The organism is Loigolactobacillus iwatensis, assembly GCF_003950295.1.
Classification (GTDB): Bacteria; Bacillota; Bacilli; order Lactobacillales; family Lactobacillaceae; genus Loigolactobacillus; species Loigolactobacillus iwatensis.
Genome location: NZ_RHNP01000036.1, coordinates 14945 through 32287, shown reverse-complemented (window position 1 = coordinate 32287; position 17343 = coordinate 14945). Strand labels below are relative to the sequence as shown.

The following is a 17343-nucleotide window of genomic DNA, read 5'->3' as shown; positions in this document are numbered from 1 at the left end:
AGCTCTTTTTCTGCACAAAAATCCTGTTAATAGTTTACCATTTGTAAACTATCAACAGGAAAAAGTATAGAGCCCAAAATTTTATTGCAATCGATTTCGCGATAGCATATGATTTATTCCGAGGAGGAAATTATATGAAGACAAAGGGTAGAATCTGGCATTATTTATTAATATTCGGTATTTTCGCTACAGCTTTAGGCATTAGTGCACCATCGGTCAATGCCGCTAAAACATATTATGCTCAGCATGATGACACACAAAAGACGGCTGGGCCACGGGTTTTTGTTAGCCCACACTGGGTGAACCAAGTTATACATAATAAAACGGACGTTAAGGATTACAAAGTAATTGAGGCGTCTTATGGGAATGACAGTACTTTCAAGAAAGGCCACATTCCTGGATCAATGCACGTTAATACCAATTCAGTTGAATCAGAAGCCAATCAATGGAATTTACTATCAGCAGAACATATTAAGCAAGTTTTATTGAAACGTGGTGTTACTAGTAAGACTACGTTGATTGTGTACTCTGCAGATACGAATGCTGCCTCGCGGGTTGCTTTTGCGGCTCTTTGGACGGGTGTTAATAACGTCAAAGTTGTTGATGGTGGTTATAACGGCTGGAAAAAGAGTGATTTTACAGTTCAAAAAGGTGCAGCTAAATCCGTTAAAGCAGCAAGTGATTTTGGTGTAAATGTTCCGGCCAATGCTAAGTATGAAGTTAAGTTACCTGCCGAAGTTTTGAAACAAAAGAAAGCTGATCCTAACTTAATTCTAGCAAGTACAAGATCATGGCCTGAATTTACGGGTAAGATCAGTGGTTATTCTTACATTAAGGATAAAGGTGAACCTAAAGGTGCAGTTTACGCTAAATCAAGTAAGACCAGTGCTGACGCGGCCTACTTATTGAATAAAAATGGCACCGTTAAAACGGCGGACCAAGTTTTACCTGCATGGGAAAAATGGGGTATAAAACCAACAAGCAATATTGACTTTTATTGTGGAACTGGTTGGCGTGCCGCAACGGCCTTCTTAATTACTTATCAAGCAGGCTGGAAAAACGTTCATGTTTATGATGGCGGTTGGTATTCTTGGGACAAAGCGCACAAGAAGGAACCGGCCAAGTATCAGGTACAGGTTGGCGATCCACGTTCTAAGAGTGTCAAAATATTGAAATAAATAGTTTTAAACGAATGAGCTATAACAGAAATAATTTGTTATAGCTCATTTTTTTGAAAGGAAGCTTGTTTATGTGTGAGCGTAGCATAGCGGTGGTTTCGCATTGTATTTTAAATCAAAACGTGGTGGTTCACGGTTTAGAGCGCGCAGTAGGAGCTTTTCCATTCGTGAAGAATATTCCTGAAAAAATTGGGTTAGTACAACTGCCTTGTCCAGAATTTTTAATTTTAGGCCCGAATCGACCTTCAATGACCTATAAGGATTATCTTGAAATTAACGATTACCGGCAAAAATGTGGTCAGTTGTTGGCGTCAACTATTTTGGAATTGAAAGGCTATCAGAAAGTCGGAATAAAAATTATTGGATTGATTGGTATTGCTCAGAGCCCTAACTGCGGTATTACTGGCCAACGGGGGGTATTCATGACCGAATTCTTACGTTTATGTCAAGATAATAATATTAAAATGCCATATATCGAAGTACCTATTGATTATCCAGAAGATCATCAGTTTGAAGAAAAAGTTAATTTATTTTTGAAGGGAGATCATTAAATTGCAAATTACTAAAACAAAGATTTTAGTGTTTTGTGCTTTTGCTGCCATATTAAACGTTGTGCTAGGTGAAACAGTAGAGATGTTACATATTCCATTGTTATTCTTGGACACCATTGGAACTATTTATATTGCTGCTAATTTTGGAATTCTTTACGGCAGCCTTACTGGATTAGTAACTAATCTTTTCATGGTGGCCTTTAGCGGAATTTTAGAATTTCCATTTGCTTTAGTTAATATTGCTGTAGCAATTGTTGTTGGTTTGATGGCCAAAAGGGGTTTTGGTTTAAAGACTGCAATTATTACTGGTATTATTTTATCAATTGTCGCGCCTGCGATTGGAACCCCAATTCGGCTGCTCTTGTATGGGGGATTTACGGGATCAGGAACGGATTTATTGATTTTTACACTTAAGGCATCTGGTAAGTCGCTACTATCATCGACTTTTATTGGGACAGTAACGGGTAATTTTGTTGATAAAATTCTTTCCTGTGTTTTAGTTTCTGTTTTAATGAATAGCCCACGATTTTCCAGAATGGCGAGCTTTAAATGACCTTTACAAATCTAATGAAAATTTAATTTTAAGAGTTAATATTATCTTTAAATAAGAATTTAATGAAAACATGTTTTGTAATCACTAGGCAGACGGTTTAAAAAGTCTTGTTACTTTTTGTAAGGATTGTGAATTGAGATACTATTAGAAATAGTCTAATGAAAAGCGGTTACATTGCTTTTATTCATGAAAAATATTTCTTTTGTTAATCTAGATAGTATGTTAATATGTAGTTGCCTAAATAAAGTTATCACAACTTAATTTAAGTAGTTATTAATATAAAGATTAGTTATCAGTTGATTTTTTAGCGCTAGTAAGTGAAATTCTTTTTGTAAGTTGATAAAATCACAAATAGATTGAACGCATAGCACAGTGTATTCATAAACTTATTAACAATAAATTCTCCGCTGATTAATTAATCAATTTAGAGGAGGTTAAAAAGTATGTCGATTACGGTTGAAATGGCAAAGGAACATGCAGACGATCCTGCAGTACTTTGTTGCCGTCGTGAAGGAGGAAAAGTGCTTGAGGCTGCTGATTTTGAAGACCCAACACTTTTCGATGATTATGTTGATTCTGGTTTATTAACTATTCCGGAAAATGCCTTGAAATTAGGGCAAGCAGTTGGTGCTAAATTATCTAAAACAACGGATGCATTAATTCCGCTAACACCAGATAATACTGAGGATATTCAAGAAATGGCTGACGACAAAGCTGATGCAGCAGATGATACTGCCGATGATGCCAGCGAAGTAGAACAAACGGCACAAACGGCTTCTGTAACACCGACAGTTCAGTCGACAGCAACTTCTAACGATCAAAGTCAGATGCTCAAGTTATCTATCAGTGAAGGTAAAGGAATAGACTTACAAATCCCTTTATCATTAATGCAGGCCCAAGGAGCTAATACTAGCACAGCTAAAAATGTTGGTGCTGCTTCGACAACCGGACCTGCAGCAACAGATGATTCCGATGAAGTACCTGCAAAAGTTGTTCGTAAGTTAACCAAAAAGCACTTCAAAATTGATAAAGTTGTTTTCGGTGATGAAACAAAAGTTGACGGAACAACATTACAATTACGCAACGAGAAACAATTATGCGCTGATGCGGTTGAAACTGAAGACTTAGTTAAAGACATGGACATCGAAATTATTACGCCTGATAAGTATCATGAATACAGTGATACGATCATGGACGTTCAGCCCATTGCTACTAAAGAATCAGGGGACCTAGGCTCTGGTGTTACTCGAGTACTTGATGGTGTTGTCATGGTTCTTACTGGGACTGATGAAAATGGTGTTCAAATTGGCGAATTTGGTTCTTCAGAAGGTCCGCTTGATGAAAATATCATGTGGGGTCGCCCAGGTGCAGTTGATAAGGGCGAAATCATGATTAAAGTCCGTTTGACCATTGAAGCAGGTACTAATCGTGAGCGTCGTGGACCTTTGGCAGCGCATAAGGCAACAGACATCATTACTGAAGAAATTCGTGAAAGCTTGAAAAAAGCTGACGATAATTTAGTTACTATGGCTGAAGATTTAGTTCAAAAACGTCATCCAAAGCAAAAGCGTGTGTTGATTGTTAAGGAAATCATGGGCCAAGGTGCAATGCATGATAACTTATTAATGCCAGTTGAACCTGTTGGTACACTTGGTGCAAAACCTAACGTTGATCTTGGTAATTTACCAGTCGTACTTGCGCCAACTGAATTACTTGATGGTGGTATTCATGCATTAACGTGTATCGGACCGGCGTCAAAGGAAACTTCTCGGCATTACTGGCGTGAACCATTAGTTGAAGAGGCAATGAAGGATGACGATATTGATCTTGTTGGTGTTGCCTTAGTTGGTTCGCCACAAGAAAATACGCAAAAATTCTATGTTTCTAAACGCTTAGGCATGATGGTAGAGGCTATGAATTTAGATGGCGCCATTGTAACAACTGAAGGTTTTGGTAATAACCATATCGATTTTGCATCACACCTTGAAGAAATTGGTAAACGCGGTGTATCAGTTGTTGGGGTAACTTATTCGGCCGTTCAAGGGCAACTAGTTATTGGTAATAAATTCATGGATGCAATGGTTGATAATAATAAATCACGCCAAGGCATTGAAAATGAAATCTTATCAAACAATACACTTTGTGAAGAAGACGCTATTCGGGCATTATCAATGCTTCAAACTAAAATGGCCGGTGGATCAATTAAAAAGGCTGAACATCATTGGAATCCAAATGTTAAGCAAAATAATGTAGAGGCCATTGAAAAACAAACTGGGCACACTGTTAAATTAGTTAAGAACGAACAATCATTACCAATGAGTAAAAAACGACGTGATATTTATGAAAAGGATGAAGATTAATGGCTTCTGATGAATCTTTTTCCAGTGAATATGACAAATTAAATTATCCTTCTACTGAAACCGTGTGGGAAGGTGTCATCGTTGAGGTAACTGGTGCCAGTGTCATTATGGATTTCAAAGGACGAATGGGCCGGTTGGAAGTACCTAAGCGAATGGTTATTTCACAATACGAATTAAAAGTAGGCCAAGAAGTAGGATTTTTAATGTCTTACCCAGAGGTACTATCAGAACAACCAAATGAAAAATATCTTGGGGCGTTACATGCCTATCAAGAACGAATGAAAGTCATTCAAAAAGAAACACAAGAAAGAAAAACAAAAGAAAAGGAGCAATCAAAATGAGTTTAGAAAAGATTGATGGTTTACAATCCGAAATCTTTGTACCAATCACACCTAAACCCGTATTTACAAAAGTAACTAAGCCATTAAAAGATATGTCTGTTGCTATTGTGACAGCTGCAGGTGTCCATTTGAAAACAGATACTCCTTTCAATTTAGCTGGTGATACAAGTTTCCGTGCCGTACCAGGTACAGCTAAAGATGAGGAATTAATGGTTTCACATGGTGGTTATGATAATACGGATGTAAACCGTGACATTAATTGTATGTTTCCGATTGACCGTCTTCGAGAATTAGCTGATTCAGGCTATATTAAAGCGGTTGCCCCAACAATGTATACTTGTATGGGCGGCGGTGGTGACGTAAAAGTTTTCACCGAAAAGACTGGTCCGGAAATTGCTAAAAAATTGTTGGATGAAAACGTAGATGCTGTTGTAATGACTGCTGGTTGAGGAACTTGTCATCGAACTGCCGTGATCGTGCAGCGAGCTATTGAATCTGTCGGGATTCCTACAATTATTATTGCAGCTTTGCCTCCAGTAGTACGTCAACAAGGAACACCTCGTGCAGTTGCACCTCGTGTACCAATGGGCGCTAATGCGGGTGAACCACATAACGTAGAAATGCAAACTGGTATTTTGAAAGATACGTTAAAACAACTAGAGGAAATTGATCAACCGGGTAAGATCGTACCATTACCGTACGAGTATATTGCTCAGATCTAAACAATCTGGTTTGTGGGAAGAGGCTGTTTTCGAATAGCCTCTTTTTTATTTTTCTTAAAGAAGGGATTTTAAATGTCTGAAGATACGCTTAAAATAAAGGCCTTTTCAGTAAAAGACATTGTATTCGACACTAAATATCGTTTTACGAACGGTCATTTAGCGATCCCAGAGACAATATCCACAAGCTTACCCGCTAATTTTGAATCAATCACCATTCGAATTGTTAAGCCACATCATTTAGATGTCCAAACTAATACGATTATGGATATTTGCCCAATATCGACTAAAGTTCTTGGCAAGGTTGGCGATGGGATTACTCACACGCTAACTGGGGCCTACTTCCTCATTACCGGGGCAGATACGACCGGTATCCAATTACATGATTTTGGTGCATCTAATGGGTTATTAAAAGATAAAATATCACTAGGGAAGGCTGGAACTCCAAATGAAGACGATTATATGATCTTTTTTGATGTTTTGCTTAAACCTAATTTCTCTTTTGATCGGCAACTGGTAACAACTATTTTTACATTGGCGGATCAGTATTTACAGCCAATTAGGAATATTTTAAAAATGATTAATGGTCGTTACGCTGACGAGACCCATGAATATTCTAATGAGTCTCATCCGGGAAAACCTAAAGTCGTTGTTGTCAAAGAAGTGGCCGGTCAGGGAGCAATGTACGATAATTTGCTTTTTCCAGATGAACCTAGTGGTATGGCTAATGGTGTGTCAATTATTGATATGAATAATTTTCCAGTTTTGTTAACGCCAAATGAATATCGTGATGGCGCTATTCGCGCGATGGTATAACCATTAAAAAGGTGTGATTTCTATGGGTGTTGGTCCATCAACTAAAGAAACAACGTTACATCATTTTCGTGATCCACTAGTAGCAGTTTTTGGCGATGATCCTGATATTGACTTTCAAGGAGTTATCGTTGTTGGAACACCACAAGATAATCTTTTAAAAAATTTAGTTGGGAAAAGAGTCGCTAAATGGCTACAAGCGATGAGAACAGATGGTGCAGTAATATCTGCAGATGGCTGGGGTAATTCTGATGTGGATTTTATGAATACAATGTCAGAGATCGGCCATGTTGGTATTTCAGTTGTTGGTTTGAAATTTATTGGAACGCAGGCAACGTTTGTTGTCACTAATGAATACACGCCCTTTGTATTAGACATTAATAAATCAAAAGCGGGTATTGAGACAACTGTGGTTGGAGAAAATAATCTTGATTTACGTGATGCTAATAAGGCATTGGGCTTTCTAAAATTAAAAATGCGTTCAGATTTAAAAACAAAATAAGCGTAATTTAACGAATAGTTAAATTGTGAATATTGGAGGTAAGGTTATGAAGTTATCACGAATGTTATCAGGTATTGATACACATACTGCTGGTGAAGCAGCACGGATTATTACGGGTGGTATTCCTAAGTTGGTCGGTAAAACAATTGCTGAAAAAAAACAATATTTAATTGATCATAAGGATACTTTACGTACTTCATTAATGTTAGAACCTCGTGGGCATAACGAAATGTTTGGGGCCTTTTTAATTCCGGCAATCAGTGATGAAGCCGATTTTGGTATTATTTTCATGGATACAGGTGGCTATTTAAACATGTGTGGTCATAATACAATCGCTGCTGTTACAGCAATTGTTGAGACTGGGATGGTCGATGTTAGTGAAGATGACCGTGAAAAAGAAGTTGTCCTAGAAGCACCAGCGGGTATTATCAGATGTGTTGCTCATATGAGTGAACCATTTAAGGTTGATAGCGTTTCATTCAAAAATGTTCCTGCATTTTTGTATAAGCGTGACGTAACAATTAACGTTCCTGATATTGGTGCAGTAAAGCTTGATGTTTCCTTTGGTGGCAGTTTCTTTGCAATTCTACCCATTGCAGAAATTAATCGAAAAATCGAATCAAATAATGCCTCAGAACTTGCTAATGTTGGTATGAAGATTTTACGAGCGGCTAATGAACAAATTAAGGTTCAACATCCAACGATGAGCTACATTAATTCAATTGATTTGGTGGAAATGTATGGCGAACCAAAAGATGACGATGCAACAATGCAAAACGTTGTTGTCTTCGGTGACGGTCAAGTTGATCGCTCACCTTGTGGGACGGGAACAAGTGCAAAATTAGCTACTTTATACGCAAAAGGTGAAATTAAAATTGATGAACCTTTTGTTTATGAAAGTATTCTAAGAACGAAGTTTAGAGGGCGTGTTGTTGAAGAAGCTAAGGTTGGAGACTATGATGCTGTTATTCCAGAAGTCACTGGATCAGCTTATATCACAGGGTTTAATACCTTCTTATTTGATCCACGTGATCCATTGTCAAATGGATTTGAATTGAAATAATAAGGGGGAATTAGAATGTCGATGACTTTAGTGGTACAAATTTTACTAGGTATTTTATTGGTCTATTTCGCCATAATTTGGGTTCATGATTTGGCGAAAAACCGGGATAAATTAAATGATGGTAATGTGTTCGTGGCCGGAGGAATTGGGTTTGTTACTAATTTCTTCGATGCGCTTGGTATTGGTAGTTACGCGCCAACGACCATGTTCTTAAAATTAACAAAGTTTTTGAAATCGGACAAATTGTTACCGGGTACTTTAACAATTGCTTGTTCTATTCCCGTACTGGCCGAGGCTTTCTTATTTATTACTTCGGTTAAGGTTAGTGGCGTAACTTTGCTTTCATTGGTTATTGCTTCTACAGTGGGCTCGTTTCTTGGGTCAAAGTTCATTTCACGTTTTGATGAGAAAAAAATTCAAATCATTATGGGCTTTGCTTTAATTCTCACTGCAATTTTGATGTTTCTATCGAATACTGGTTTCTTGGCTGCCTTAGGTAGCGGTAATAAGGCAACTGCTTTAGTTGGTTGGAAACTGGTTGTTGGTATTATTGGTAACTTTATTTTAGGTGCCTTAATGACAGCAGGTATCGGTCTGTACGCGCCATGTATGGCAATGATCTATTTGTTAGGTTTAACACCAATTGCGGCATTTCCAATTATGATGGCTTCTTGTGCAGCATTAATGCCGGTTGCTAGTCGTGAGTTTATTCGTAAGGGTGATTATAATCGGATTGCAACAATTGGTATTACGATTGGTGGTGTAGTTGGGGTCTTTATCGCCGTTAAACTTGTCAAGAGCTTAAATATCAAGGTTTTAACTTGGTTGGTCATTATAGTTGTTACGTACACTGCAATTACAATGTTAGTTCAAGGCTTTAGACATGCTCCTGAGGAAGACACACCAATTGAGCATTAATTAAGTATTTATTATTTATAAGGGACCAGTAATTTTGCTGGTTCCATACATAAGAATTTCTAGAAAAGCAGCACATATTAAAAAGGGTATTAAATCACATAATATATAGGAGTGAACAAAATGAAGAAGAAACAAATTTTTATCAGCGTAATGACGGCTTTACTATTGGTATTAGGAATCGGGTTCTCACTATCATCGAATAGTCAGGCGGCTACTAAATCTGTTGCTGGGTTAACAACAAGTAAACCAATTAAGTATGATAAGCAAAAGAAGGAAATAACAATCTTGACAACCGTTAACGGAACTTATCTGACACAACCAACGCGCCATGTTATTGTCAACGTTGACGGTTCTAACGGAAATAAATCATTGTTAAAAACTGAAGCAACACCGAAAGCATTTTACCAAGACCTTAAAAAAGTTGGTGCTAAGGCCGGGAATAATTTAACTGCAAAGTCCAAGGCCGGTTCAAAAATTAAGGGAAGTAGTCTAGCAGTTTATTTCCTAATTAATGGCAAACGCGTTAAGGCTGAAAAAGCAGTACAAGTTAATGGTAAGAACGTAAAGAACTTGGACTTTAAATTTGGTGGCAATATGACAACAAATAATAAAATGAAGACTGGCTGTGTACTTTGTTTTGACAGTTGCCCAGTAGGAATTGCTTCAGGTGCTAAATATGGTTTCCAATACGGCGAACATTTTACTGGTAAATCAAGCGTCTTACCAAAGGATGGTTCACAACTTGCTGTAGTGATCAAAGTGAAATAAGTAAAATTATCAAGAGAGTAGGGTACGATGATGACGAGATTGCGAATTCTTTATAACGGTGTTGTCATTGGGATATTGTGTGCACTGTTAGCATGGCAATCAACTTGGTTACAAATGCGAATTTCATTAGGTTGGTTGATACCGGTAGTTACGGTATTGGTATATTGCTGTTATTTGTTTTATGGTAAGCATCTACAACAAAATTGGGCGATTTTTCGTTTTTCGGAGACGCTCATAATTTCTGCTGTTTCCTTTCTGTTACTGTTGGCCATTTACCAGTGGCATCCGTTAAGTGTTGTTTTAGGGGAAACAGTTCGTGAGTTATTTAATGCGGACTGGTCACTTTCAGTGACCGCCGGAAGTGTATTTGTACTATTAATTATCTGGCTATTGGTCCTTGTGCTAGATAGTTATCGGCACCCGGTACCTAAATTAAACCAAGGTGACCAAATCACTAAATTAACACTACAAAGTAAAATTAGTTTAGGTGTTACTATTGGGTTCATTATTTTATTGATTGCTGGGTATTATTTTATTCCAGGGTACCGACATTTTATTGATACGGTCAGCGTCATGTTGGCCAAGTTAGATATCAAAGCACTTCGGAATTATATTGCTGGATTTGGTATTTGGGGCCCGTTAATTTCAACATTTTTAATGGTTTTTCAATCAATTCTTGCTCCTTTACCGGCGTTTGTCTTAACATTTGCGAACGCGTATCTTTATGGCTGGCTATTTGGTGCGGCGCTTTCCTGGTTCAGCGCTATGTTAGGGGCATTGCTATGCTTTTATATTGCCCGGGGAATTGGCCGACCATTTGCCGAAAAAATAGTTACCAAAAAGGCTCTGGCCAAAATGGATGGTTTCTTTAATGAGTATGGCGACTACACGATTATTGTGTTGCGTCTATTACCGTTTGTTTCCTTCGATGAAGTCAGTTATGGCGCTGGTTTTACTGATATGAAGGTTGGTAAATTCTTAATTGCAACTGGAATTGGCCAACTGCCGGCGACGATTGTTTATTCCTTTGTTGGTGGCAGTCTGGGTGGTAGTAAATTGATGCTGTTTATGGCATTGATAGCAGTTATTTTATTGGTTGTTGTGTCGTTGTTTGTTCGTAAAATATTACAAAAACGACAGGCAAAAAAGAAAACAGGTGTCCCGAATGATCAAGTATAGTGAAGAAACAGTTGCAAAGGCCCAATATATTGCTGATACCTGCTCGTCTTGTCGCCGTTGCATGCGTGATTGTATGTTTTTACGGCAGCAAAAAAAGGCACCGGATAAGATTTTCGGCGACTTTGTTGCAACCGGCGAAATAGATCCACTTGTTCCGTACAGTTGTGAGCTTTGTCATCATTGCACAATAGTTTGTCCGTATAAATTGGAAATAGCGGATGCATTTTTAGCGATTAGACAGGATTTAATTGTCCAAAACAAAGGCCGGTTACCGCTGGAGCAATTACGTGGTGTCCGCTTTCACCAAATTTTTTCTAATTTTAGGTTATTTACTTATACAAGGAAGGGGTAAACAGAATGCGAATGGGATTTATGGCAGGATGTTCTTTGAGTGCTTATTGCCCAGAATATGTGGGTAAAACAGTTACTTACTTAAAGAGCTTTTACCCAGATCTATCAGTTATCCAACAGTGCTGCGGGAAACCGCTTTATTATATTGGTGAGCAAAAAAAGTTTGAAAAAAAGTTCAATGCACTAGTTGATACAATTGAAGATTGCGAAGTCGATGAAATGATCATGGCTTGCCAAGGCTGTCTAAGCATGATTCGTAAGACGGATAGAGTGAAAAGTGTGTCACTTTGGACAACGCTAGACCAAATTGGTTTACCAAAAGAAGCCATTGGTAAGGCTGCTTCTAGTGACATGGTATTTACAATCCAAGATTCGTGTCCGACCCGTCATGAAACAGACATTCATCAGGCCGTAATTCATATTTTGCGTGAATTGGGTTACACGGTTAAGCTTGCTAAATTGTCTGGCGAAAAAACGTTATGCTGTGGTTTAGGTGGCATGTGCGGGGTCACTAATCCTAAATTAGCTAAAAAGGCAATGACTCACCGAGTTAATAGTTTACCCACTAAAAATATTGTTACTTATTGTGCTTCATGCCGGTCTGCTATGATGAATGGCGGTGGCCAATCTTGGCACTTACTAGATCTAATCTGGGGTCCCGTTATAATGCAGGGTGATCATTGCCCAGAAAATGTACTTAATTCTACGTATACGTCTTGGAAGAACCGTTATCGAACTAAAAGGATACTTGAACATGCATAATAAGGTAGTTTCTGAATTCTTACATGAGGTGCAAGTATGAAGAAAGTATTAGCATTCATCACAATAATTATTGCGGGAATTGTATTATTTTATACAACCGGGTTAACAAAAGAGTTACAAAATGTGCCAGCAATGCAGGCCTGGTTTCAGCAGCAAGGCTGGGTAGGTTATTTTACATTTATTCTACTTTGTATTATTACGGCAGTGTTTATGTTACCTGGAGGCCTGCTTGCGATTGTTGCTGGGATTGTGTACGGTGGTTTTATTGGTGGGTTGCTGACTGTAATTGGGAGTACAGTTGGTGCTAGTGTCTCGTTTATTTTAGGAAGAACGTTATTGAAGGATGCCATCATAAAAAAATATGGCAATCAACCGACATTTCAAAAGGTTATGCGCGGTGTTGATGAGAACGGTGTATCTTTTCTGATTTTAACGCGTTTAGTACCAATTTTTCCGTACGCGTTACAAAGTTATGCTTACGCACTGACGCCGATGCGTTTTGAACGGTTTTCAATTATTTCTGGAATTACGATGCTACCGGCCTGCTTTATCTATGCGTATATGGCATCTGATATCCTGACCCAAGGATTAACGTTATCATTATCAATTAAATTTACAATTTTAGGGATTATTTTATTCTTATTAACGTATATACCTAAAAAAATTGGTCAACACAAAAAAATGATTTAAATAGGAGTGATTCTTTTGCGCGGGGGTAAACGATTAAAGCTATTGGTCTTGTTAGTACCGTTATTAATCTTAGGTGGCTGTGCGGGAAACAGTAAGGATTCACAATCGGCTAATAAATTACCAACTAACTATCAAACGGCTTTAAAACAAGCTAAGGGCCAGACAGTAACCTATTATGGGTTTGGTGGTTCGGACACACAAAATCGTTGGATTGATCAGGTCGTGACACCAATGATGAAGAAAAAAGGAATTACCGTTAAGCGAGTTCCTATGGACATTGATACAATTCTTAATAAGTTAACGACCGAAAAAGAGGCCAATAAAAAACAAGGAAATATTGATGTTGTTTGGATTAATGGCGAGAATTTTTATAACGCTAAGAAGTTAGGCTTACTAGATGGTCCATTAAATAACAAAATGTTACCTAACATGAAACGCTATATTTCTGCTAGTGACCCTGATGTTAAACGTGATATGGCGACACCAATTGATCAACTGGAAGTTCCTTATGGTAATGCTCAATTTGTAATGATCGGAAGCAAAAAAATGTTTAATGGCAACTACCCAACCAGTGCGGCCAAGTTATTGGATTGGGCCAAAACCAATCCGGGTAAATTAACTTACGTTGCGCCACCTGATTTTACAGGTAGTGCTTTTATCCGGAACATTATTTATGAAACGGTTGGTTATCAGGCACTTAATGATGCGCCGGCGACAAAGGCAGGTATTTATAAAGTGATTAAGCCTAGCCTTGATTATTTAAATGAATTAAAACCTTATTTATGGGAGAACGGAAAAACTTACCCAAAGACGACGGCACAAATGGATAAGATGTTTGCCGATCATCAAATTGCCTTAGATTTTTCGTATAACCAAATGTACGCTGCAACGCAAAAATCTACTGGGCAATTTACAAATGATGCGCAAACTTTCTTGTTTGATAAGGGAACGATCGGTAATTATAATTATTTGGCTGTACCGAAAACGGCACCTAATAAGGCGGCCGCAATTGTACTTATCAATATGATGCTCAGTAAGAAGGCGCAAAGTGAACAGCTTAGTTTGAAATACGGTGCTGCGATTCCACCATATTCGGCAAGTAAAATGCCACCGGAGATTACTGATAAGTTAAATGATTCTGCCAAGAAAAATAATACTGTTCCAGTTAAAACACTGGCCAAGAAGCGAATTCCTGAGGTTTCAGGTAAGAAAATTCCAATTATAGAACAACTTTGGAAGGAACATGTTTTGAATGCCAACTAAAAGAAAAATAATTTTATTATTGAGTCCGTTTTATTTATTTTTCACGCTTTTCTTTTTTAGTGCCGTTTTAAAATCATTTGTAACCAGTCTTGGTTATTATCCGATTGTTGGGCTGAAAAAAATTGGTCTTCAGTATTATGGATCGGCGTTTCATAGTGCAACTTTTTTGGCAAGTTGTGAGCGGACGTTCTTATTTGCTTTATTTAGTACTGCCATGGCCTGCCTCGTTGGATTGGGGCTGGCTTTTTTATTCAATGGCCGTAAAAATAACTTTACGCGCATTTTTTTTAAAATTGCGCAATTACCCGTGATGTTACCACATATTTTTATTGTTTTAGCACTATTACAGTTGATCAGTCAAACCGGGCTTATTCCTAGTTTATTGGTACACTTAGGAATAATGGCTTCAATTAATCATTTTCCGCTTTTAGTTAATGATCCACTGCAAATAGGAATTATTTTAACTTATTTATGGAAAGAGATTCCCTTCGTGATTGTTTCTTTGGTACTCGTATTACGACAAATGGATGATCGCTATAAAATTGTTGCTGTAAATCTTGGTGCAACAAAGTGGCAAAATTTTTGGCATATTTCATTACCTTTGATTCAACCAGCATTAATCAATGCTTTTATTATTAACTTCGCCTTTAATTTTGGCTCGTATGAAGTGCCATATCTTTTGGGTAATCAACAACGCGAACTGCTGCCGGTCTACATTTATGATCTTTACGTTCAAGGGGACTTAACGCAGTTACCATTAACCATGAGCCTTAACTTAATTTTGTCCCTTTTTTCAATCTTATTTGCGGGATTGTTATTAAAAATAGGGAGGTTTTTACCAGGTGGACATACGGGAGGTAGCAAATGAAAAAATTAACTAAACTGGCCATTTTTTTAATTTTTTCTTGCTTTGTTTTCTTACCTCTATTAGTTATTGTCCTGTTGGCAGTGGGAAAAAGTTGGAATTATCCGCAGCTTTTGCCACAACAAATTAATTTTGGTTCTTATTTCAAATTACTGTTCACAAATCACGAACTATTAACATCACTCACTGCAAGCATTTCTTTAGCACTGGGCACCATTGTTCTGACCATTAGTATCGCGTACCCAACGGCTATTGTTTTGGCCTATTATCAATTTCGCGGGAAAAAATTATTGAATATTCTAGTCTATTTGCCGTTAATTATTCCTGGTATCGCTTTATTAACCAATGTTGATTTCATGATGATTAAACTGGGTTTGGATGGTAGTTTTCTCGGCGTCATTAGTATTCATACGTTGTTTTGTTTACCTTATGCAATTAAACTACTAGTCGATAACTTGGCCCTTTTACATAATCGCTATGAGGTTGTTAGCCGCAACTTAGGCGCCTCTGGTTGGCAGACCTTTTTTCAGATAACCCTTCCGTTAAGTAAGAACGGGCTACAAGGGGCCGTCATGATGACTTACATTGTTTCAATGACCCAATATTTAGCAACGCTACTGGTTGGAGATGGCAAATATTTAACCTTATCAGTGCGGATGTTTCCCTTCACGCAAGCCGGAAAATATAAAATTGCGGCCGTTTATGGCGTTACTTTCATGCTGGTTACATTAATTCCACTTTATTTGATTGATGCTTGGATGTCTCATCAGGAAAGGAGGGTGATCAAATCATGACTTATTATTTGAATAATATTTCGCAAAAAAAAGGTGGCCAGCAGATTTTAAAGAAGGTTAATTTATCGATCAATGATAATAGTATTTTTGCTATTTTAGGCCCGTCAGGTAGTGGTAAAACATCTTTACTAAATATTTTGGCCCGAATTGATCATCCGACTGCGGGGACCTTTACCGGTGACAATGAGCAGAAACCCAAGGGGATTATGGTGTTTCAAGATTATCGTTTGTTTCCCCACATGACCGTTTTTCAAAACATTGTTTTTGGACTGAAAATAAAAAAAATAAAAAAAGCAGAAATTAGACAACGTGCTGAACGGATCATGATGACAATGGAGATTACGGAGTTAGCCAAACGGTATCCGGATGAACTGTCTGGTGGGCAGCAACAACGTGTTGCGTTGGCCAGGGCCCTAATCCTTAACCCTAGTCTACTTTTAATGGATGAACCTTTTTCTAGTTTGGACGAAGGCCTGCGAATGGAAATGTTGGATTTTGTAAAAAAGTTACAACAGCAATTTAAATTAACGGTTATTTTCGTAACGCACTACAAAACCGAGGCCTATCTGTTATCAAATCAAGTGGCAATTTTAATTAACGGTCAGATCATGCAAATAGATACACCAAGAAAATTGGAGCAAACACCTGCTAATTTGGCAGTGGCAAAATTTCTTGGTCAGGCTAATTTTATTCAAGGTAGTTTTCAACAACAACAATTTGTATCGTCTATTTATACTGGTGATAGTGACTTTCGGGGCACTGAGCCAGTTAAGGAAGCAATCTTATACATACCATTTGTTGGCTCAGTTCAGTTAGCGACCACTGCCTTCCCAGCTTTTAACGGTGAAATTGTAGGAACCACTTGGATCGGTGACAGCGAGCGAGTCACAATTGCAGTTGGCTCGGAGATTATTTACCTTAATTTACCCGTTGATAGTGTTCAAATTAATACAAAAAAACAGTTTTATTTTAAACGGTTACCGGTGGTGTACTAAATGTGGTTAACAATTATTGTCCCTATTTTTCATGATGATCCAGCAGTAAAGCAACTAGTGGTGGAATTAGAACGTTGGGGATTAGAGGACGTGGCAGTTGTAATTGTTGATGGTGAGCAACGTAAGCGACCTGAATGGTTACCCCAAAACTTTCACTATAGTAATAACGGCGTGCCGAATCGGGGACAACAGCTGCGGCTAGGTGGTTCAGTAGCCCAGAGCCCAAAATTATTATTTTTACATGCGGATTCGCGTTTTCCAGTTGGATCGCCCTTATCATTATTACGTGAAACAACGGCCAAAGTAGGATTCTTTACGCTTCATTTTAACGATAAATCGCGTTTCTTTCGCGTAATAGCGTGGGGGTCAAATTTACGGGCACGTAAATTCAAACTAATTTTTGGTGATCAAGGCCTTTTTGTGACTAAGGCAATTTATGAAAAAAGTGGTGGTTTTCCAGTTCAACCATTGATGGAGGATTTTGAGTTTAGTCGGCGGTTGGCCAAAATCGATTCAGAATTCATTCAATTTCCGTTACCAGTTTTAACAAGTGCCCGTAAATACAATCGCGAAGGACGGTTTAAAACGTTCTTCAAAATGCAATGTTTGAAATTACTTTACTTACTGGGCTTTAGTCCCACAATATTAAGTCGCTTGTACTACCGAAGGAGATGAAAT

20 protein-coding genes are annotated in these 17343 nt (G+C 38.0%); all 20 read left to right on the top strand.

The annotated features are described in order from the left end of the window. Positions 1 to 134: 134 nt before the first annotated feature. The 20 genes from EKM98_RS09485 (at position 135) to EKM98_RS09390 (ending at position 17340) form a co-directional block, all read left to right on the top strand. The gene (locus EKM98_RS09485) at positions 135 to 1178 is read left to right on the top strand and encodes a sulfurtransferase (RefSeq protein WP_125982285.1); all 1044 of its coding nucleotides are present in this window, start codon (positions 135 to 137) and stop codon (positions 1176 to 1178) included. Between the two features lie 71 nt (positions 1179 to 1249). Further along, positions 1250 to 1729 carry a CD3072 family TudS-related putative desulfidase gene (locus EKM98_RS09480; protein WP_125982283.1) on the top strand — a complete coding sequence of 160 codons (480 nt, stop codon included), beginning with the start codon at positions 1250 to 1252 and terminating at the stop codon, positions 1727 to 1729. 1 nt (position 1730) lies between these two features. Then, on the top strand, positions 1731 to 2282 hold the full coding sequence (locus EKM98_RS09475) for a CD3073 family putative ECF transporter S component (protein WP_225418562.1): 552 nt from the start codon (positions 1731 to 1733) through the stop codon (positions 2280 to 2282). Between the two features lie 443 nt (positions 2283 to 2725). After that, positions 2726 to 4642: a D-proline reductase (dithiol) proprotein PrdA gene (gene prdA / locus EKM98_RS09470; RefSeq protein WP_125982281.1), complete on the top strand. Its 1917-nt coding sequence runs from the start codon at positions 2726 to 2728 to the stop codon at positions 4640 to 4642. After that, positions 4642 to 4983 (top strand): CBO2463/CBO2479 domain-containing protein, encoded by a 342-nt coding sequence (locus tag EKM98_RS09465; RefSeq protein ID WP_125982279.1) that lies wholly within the window; start codon positions 4642 to 4644, stop codon positions 4981 to 4983. Before prdA ends, EKM98_RS09465 begins: the two co-directional genes overlap by 1 nt. Beyond that, positions 4980 to 5705: a D-proline reductase (dithiol) protein PrdB gene (gene prdB, locus EKM98_RS12250; RefSeq protein ID WP_125982277.1), complete on the top strand. Its 726-nt coding sequence runs from the start codon at positions 4980 to 4982 to the stop codon at positions 5703 to 5705. Before EKM98_RS09465 ends, prdB begins: the two co-directional genes overlap by 4 nt. 72 nt (positions 5706 to 5777) lie before the next feature. After that, positions 5778 to 6518 (top strand): proline reductase cluster protein PrdD, encoded by a 741-nt coding sequence (prdD, locus tag EKM98_RS09455; RefSeq protein WP_125982275.1) that lies wholly within the window; start codon positions 5778 to 5780, stop codon positions 6516 to 6518. Positions 6519 to 6540: 22 nt separating this feature from the next. Next, positions 6541 to 7017, top strand: coding sequence for a glycine/sarcosine/betaine reductase component B subunit (locus EKM98_RS09450; protein ID WP_068279220.1), 477 nt, complete (start codon positions 6541 to 6543; stop codon positions 7015 to 7017). A gap of 46 nt (positions 7018 to 7063) precedes the next feature. Further along, a complete protein-coding gene (locus EKM98_RS09445; RefSeq protein ID WP_068279217.1) occupies positions 7064 to 8080 on the top strand; it encodes a proline racemase family protein in 1017 nt (338 codons plus the stop codon). A gap of 15 nt (positions 8081 to 8095) precedes the next feature. Next, the gene (locus tag EKM98_RS09440; RefSeq protein WP_125982274.1) at positions 8096 to 8998 is read left to right on the top strand and encodes a sulfite exporter TauE/SafE family protein; all 903 of its coding nucleotides are present in this window, start codon (positions 8096 to 8098) and stop codon (positions 8996 to 8998) included. Positions 8999 to 9118: 120 nt separating this feature from the next. Then, positions 9119 to 9766, top strand: coding sequence for a YdjY domain-containing protein (locus tag EKM98_RS09435; protein ID WP_068279212.1), 648 nt, complete (start codon positions 9119 to 9121; stop codon positions 9764 to 9766). Between the two features lie 27 nt (positions 9767 to 9793). Beyond that, positions 9794 to 10945, top strand: coding sequence for a TVP38/TMEM64 family protein (locus EKM98_RS12170; protein ID WP_225418560.1), 1152 nt, complete (start codon positions 9794 to 9796; stop codon positions 10943 to 10945). Continuing rightward, positions 10932 to 11297, top strand: a complete 366-nt coding sequence (locus tag EKM98_RS09425) for a 4Fe-4S dicluster domain-containing protein (protein ID WP_225418559.1) — start codon at positions 10932 to 10934, stop codon at positions 11295 to 11297. The genes EKM98_RS12170 and EKM98_RS09425 overlap by 14 nt, the downstream gene beginning before the upstream one ends. Before the next feature lie 5 nt (positions 11298 to 11302). Further along, positions 11303 to 12058 carry a (Fe-S)-binding protein gene (locus EKM98_RS09420; RefSeq protein ID WP_125982272.1) on the top strand — a complete coding sequence of 252 codons (756 nt, stop codon included), beginning with the start codon at positions 11303 to 11305 and terminating at the stop codon, positions 12056 to 12058. A gap of 36 nt (positions 12059 to 12094) precedes the next feature. Continuing rightward, the gene (locus tag EKM98_RS09415) at positions 12095 to 12748 is read left to right on the top strand and encodes a TVP38/TMEM64 family protein (RefSeq protein ID WP_125982270.1); all 654 of its coding nucleotides are present in this window, start codon (positions 12095 to 12097) and stop codon (positions 12746 to 12748) included. Positions 12749 to 12763: 15 nt separating this feature from the next. Further along, a complete protein-coding gene (locus tag EKM98_RS09410; RefSeq protein WP_125982268.1) occupies positions 12764 to 14011 on the top strand; it encodes an ABC transporter substrate-binding protein in 1248 nt (415 codons plus the stop codon). Beyond that, positions 14001 to 14879: an ABC transporter permease gene (locus EKM98_RS09405; RefSeq protein WP_125982267.1), complete on the top strand. Its 879-nt coding sequence runs from the start codon at positions 14001 to 14003 to the stop codon at positions 14877 to 14879. Before EKM98_RS09410 ends, EKM98_RS09405 begins: the two co-directional genes overlap by 11 nt. Continuing rightward, complete coding sequence (locus tag EKM98_RS09400) at positions 14876 to 15670, top strand: ABC transporter permease (protein ID WP_125982265.1); 795 nt, start codon at positions 14876 to 14878, stop codon at positions 15668 to 15670. Before EKM98_RS09405 ends, EKM98_RS09400 begins: the two co-directional genes overlap by 4 nt. Further along, a complete protein-coding gene (locus tag EKM98_RS09395; RefSeq protein WP_125982263.1) occupies positions 15667 to 16665 on the top strand; it encodes an ABC transporter ATP-binding protein in 999 nt (332 codons plus the stop codon). The genes EKM98_RS09400 and EKM98_RS09395 overlap by 4 nt, the downstream gene beginning before the upstream one ends. Continuing rightward, positions 16666 to 17340, top strand: a complete 675-nt coding sequence (locus tag EKM98_RS09390; protein WP_125982261.1) for a TIGR04283 family arsenosugar biosynthesis glycosyltransferase — start codon at positions 16666 to 16668, stop codon at positions 17338 to 17340. The last annotated feature ends 3 nt before the right edge of the window (positions 17341 to 17343 follow it).

Bases quoted from the DNA above. Each gene is read 5' to 3' on its own strand.
- EKM98_RS09405 (WP_125982267.1), top strand. From the start codon at position 14,001: ATGCCAACTAAAAGAAAAATAATTTTATTATTGAGTCCGTTTTATTTA.
- EKM98_RS09465 (WP_125982279.1), top strand. From the start codon at position 4,642: ATGGCTTCTGATGAATCTTTTTCCAGTGAATATGACAAATTAAATTAT.
- EKM98_RS09420 (WP_125982272.1), top strand. From the start codon at position 11,303: ATGCGAATGGGATTTATGGCAGGATGTTCTTTGAGTGCTTATTGCCCA.
- prdA (WP_125982281.1), top strand. From the start codon at position 2,726: ATGTCGATTACGGTTGAAATGGCAAAGGAACATGCAGACGATCCTGCA.
- EKM98_RS09395 (WP_125982263.1), top strand. From the start codon at position 15,667: ATGACTTATTATTTGAATAATATTTCGCAAAAAAAAGGTGGCCAGCAG.
- EKM98_RS09485 (WP_125982285.1), top strand. From the start codon at position 135: ATGAAGACAAAGGGTAGAATCTGGCATTATTTATTAATATTCGGTATT.
- EKM98_RS09440 (WP_125982274.1), top strand. From the start codon at position 8,096: ATGTCGATGACTTTAGTGGTACAAATTTTACTAGGTATTTTATTGGTC.
- EKM98_RS09445 (WP_068279217.1), top strand. From the start codon at position 7,064: ATGAAGTTATCACGAATGTTATCAGGTATTGATACACATACTGCTGGT.
- prdD (WP_125982275.1), top strand. From the start codon at position 5,778: ATGTCTGAAGATACGCTTAAAATAAAGGCCTTTTCAGTAAAAGACATT.
- EKM98_RS09400 (WP_125982265.1), top strand. From the start codon at position 14,876: ATGAAAAAATTAACTAAACTGGCCATTTTTTTAATTTTTTCTTGCTTT.
- EKM98_RS12170 (WP_225418560.1), top strand. From the start codon at position 9,794: ATGATGACGAGATTGCGAATTCTTTATAACGGTGTTGTCATTGGGATA.
- EKM98_RS09435 (WP_068279212.1), top strand. From the start codon at position 9,119: ATGAAGAAGAAACAAATTTTTATCAGCGTAATGACGGCTTTACTATTG.
- EKM98_RS09415 (WP_125982270.1), top strand. From the start codon at position 12,095: ATGAAGAAAGTATTAGCATTCATCACAATAATTATTGCGGGAATTGTA.
- EKM98_RS09480 (WP_125982283.1), top strand. From the start codon at position 1,250: ATGTGTGAGCGTAGCATAGCGGTGGTTTCGCATTGTATTTTAAATCAA.
- EKM98_RS09450 (WP_068279220.1), top strand. From the start codon at position 6,541: ATGGGTGTTGGTCCATCAACTAAAGAAACAACGTTACATCATTTTCGT.
- EKM98_RS09390 (WP_125982261.1), top strand. From the start codon at position 16,666: ATGTGGTTAACAATTATTGTCCCTATTTTTCATGATGATCCAGCAGTA.
- EKM98_RS09425 (WP_225418559.1), top strand. From the start codon at position 10,932: ATGATCAAGTATAGTGAAGAAACAGTTGCAAAGGCCCAATATATTGCT.